Annotated in this window: 2 protein-coding genes; one reads left to right on the forward strand and one right to left on the reverse strand. The window is 39.6% G+C overall.

The genetic code is table 11. From position 1 onward, the window contains the following. Positions 1-61 precede the first annotated feature (61 nt). The gene (locus tag KCG43_RS21195; RefSeq protein ID WP_218387439.1) at positions 62-487 is read right to left on the reverse strand and encodes a helix-turn-helix domain-containing protein; all 426 of its coding nucleotides are present in this window, start codon (positions 485-487) and stop codon (positions 62-64) included. Between the two features lie 89 nt (positions 488-576). On the opposite strand from KCG43_RS21195, the gene KCG43_RS21200 reads away from it, so the two are divergent. After that, on the forward strand, positions 577-1815 hold the full coding sequence (locus KCG43_RS21200) for a phage/plasmid replication protein (RefSeq protein ID WP_218387440.1): 1239 nt from the start codon (positions 577-579) through the stop codon (positions 1813-1815). Positions 1816-1939 lie beyond the last annotated feature (124 nt).

The following is a 1939-nucleotide window of genomic DNA, read 5'->3' on the forward strand; positions in this document are numbered from 1 at the left end:
TGTTACACCCAAACTAACTCCGGACTTCCGGAAAAACGCCGAGGGAAAGGGGGCTCCGGTGCTATTCTTCTTTTGCTCTTTCGATTTCTTTGAGTCTTTTGTCGAACATCTCTTGTTCCATGTCATGCGCTCTTTCAGCATTACTCTTATGTAAAAGTGCAGCAATAACATGCTCTAAGGTCTGTTTATCTTCGTCCGTTAACTGCATGGCCATCTTAAGGTAGACCTTAATCTGCTCGTCCCTTTCTTGAATTTCTCTGCCAAACAGTGAATTGATCGATGTTCCTAATTTGTCTGCCAGTCTAGGGATTTGCTCTGCTTTCGGGGATGTCTTTCCATTCTCCCACTTTGAGTATGTGACCGTTGATACGCCCATGCTTTCAGCCATCTGCTCAATAGTAAAATTTCTTTTTACTCTCCATCGCTTTATTTCATCTTGAAACATAGCTAACACGCTCTCTGGTAAGTTTTCTTTATAGTAACCCATACTTTTCTTTACCTTCTTTCGACATTAAGTTATCTTATCTTACAACATAAAGAAAAATTGTATTGACAGGTTTTTAGGACGCCATGGAAATGTGGTTTATCGACAAGCTCAACATGCAACAAGTTCACCTTAATGGTGGGCTGCCTGTTGTTGGTAAAGAGCTATTTTGGAAAGTCGATGCCGCTACTGGTGAGTCAACCCAGCCATCACCTACACCTTTTCGCCTGGAAGGAAGTTTCAGCAGTTTAATCACTGTGCGCTGTGACGGGTTCAAGGTTAGTGTAGAAGGGAACCCGTCTCGCTGGATGCGAATGGATAATCTTTTTGGTTTCACAACTATCGATGAATGCGTCGCTGTCTATAACAAGATTTTGAATCAATGTGGTTTACCTTCATTCTCAAAATCTACGAAGGTTTTCTTCCGCCAAAATGATGAGTCAAAGAGAGCCACCTTAGAAACAGATGGTGCCTTTATCAAACATATTGATTTTACGAGAAACTTAACCGTTGGTGCTGGAAACGAAGTTTCATATCTGCGTGCGTTATCAAGTCAAACTATAGGTCGTTCGAAAGTTGGGTACCTTTATCCCAATCAACAAACTGTCGATTGGAATAAGGGATCAACTTACCGTTATGACAAAATTTATATCAAGTCATTTGATCTTGAAAAGCATCGAGACAAACGTATTTCTACTTGCTCAGAGAAGGTAGATGTAGATTACTACGATCAGTTAATTAATTTTTGTAACTCTAGCGGCGTAATTCGAGAGGAACACAGCTTTAAACGTCCTTTTCTTCGCCGTAAAAATCTTTGCTTCTATGGACTGGTCACTGAGAAAGACTTTGAACCTTATTTGCAAGATCTGGAGAAAGCGATGAAAAGACTAGAAGTCACTCATACAGAATATGAAACAGTATCAGATCAACTTATAGGTGAGGGCGTATGTAAATCACGTCAGTCAGCAAATGCTACACAAAGTGTTTATTTACAATGGCTTCATGGTCAGAAAATAAAACGTAATAGTCAATATTATGTACATCGTAGTAGGTTGTTAGAAATTGGTGTTGATATCGCTGTCGATTTTGATGTCACTCGATTACCAATACAGATTCGTCGTCAGGAAGTTATTGATGTAAAACCACTACAGGTACCAGATTGGTATCGCCAACCACAAATTGAAGAATTACCACAAGTTGTAGGGCTTGACATTCCAATTATCGCGTCCAATCACGAATTAGAAAATGTGCTCCCATTTGTCCATTCGGTTTTCAATCGAAACATTCAAGGAGCTAAACCACTTCAATCAGATAAAGGGCAATCAACATGAAAGTAAAGTTTATTGGCGCTACACGTCGTACAGGAAAATCAAATAAAACAGGGAATAATTATGATATGTGCCGTTTAACATATGCAATCCCTGTTCAAGCAAGCTCTAAGCCAGACAATATCTT

The sequence above is a fragment of the Photobacterium sp. WH24 genome (assembly GCF_019204055.1).
Taxonomy (GTDB): domain Bacteria; phylum Pseudomonadota; class Gammaproteobacteria; order Enterobacterales; family Vibrionaceae; genus Photobacterium; species Photobacterium arenosum.

What these genes read in the sequence shown, in the direction of transcription:
- KCG43_RS21195 (WP_218387439.1), bottom strand. Translation starts at nt 487, where the DNA reads ATGGGTTACTATAAAGAAAACTTACCAGAGAGCGTGTTAGCTATGTTT.
- KCG43_RS21200 (WP_218387440.1), top strand. Translation starts at nt 577, where the DNA reads ATGTGGTTTATCGACAAGCTCAACATGCAACAAGTTCACCTTAATGGT.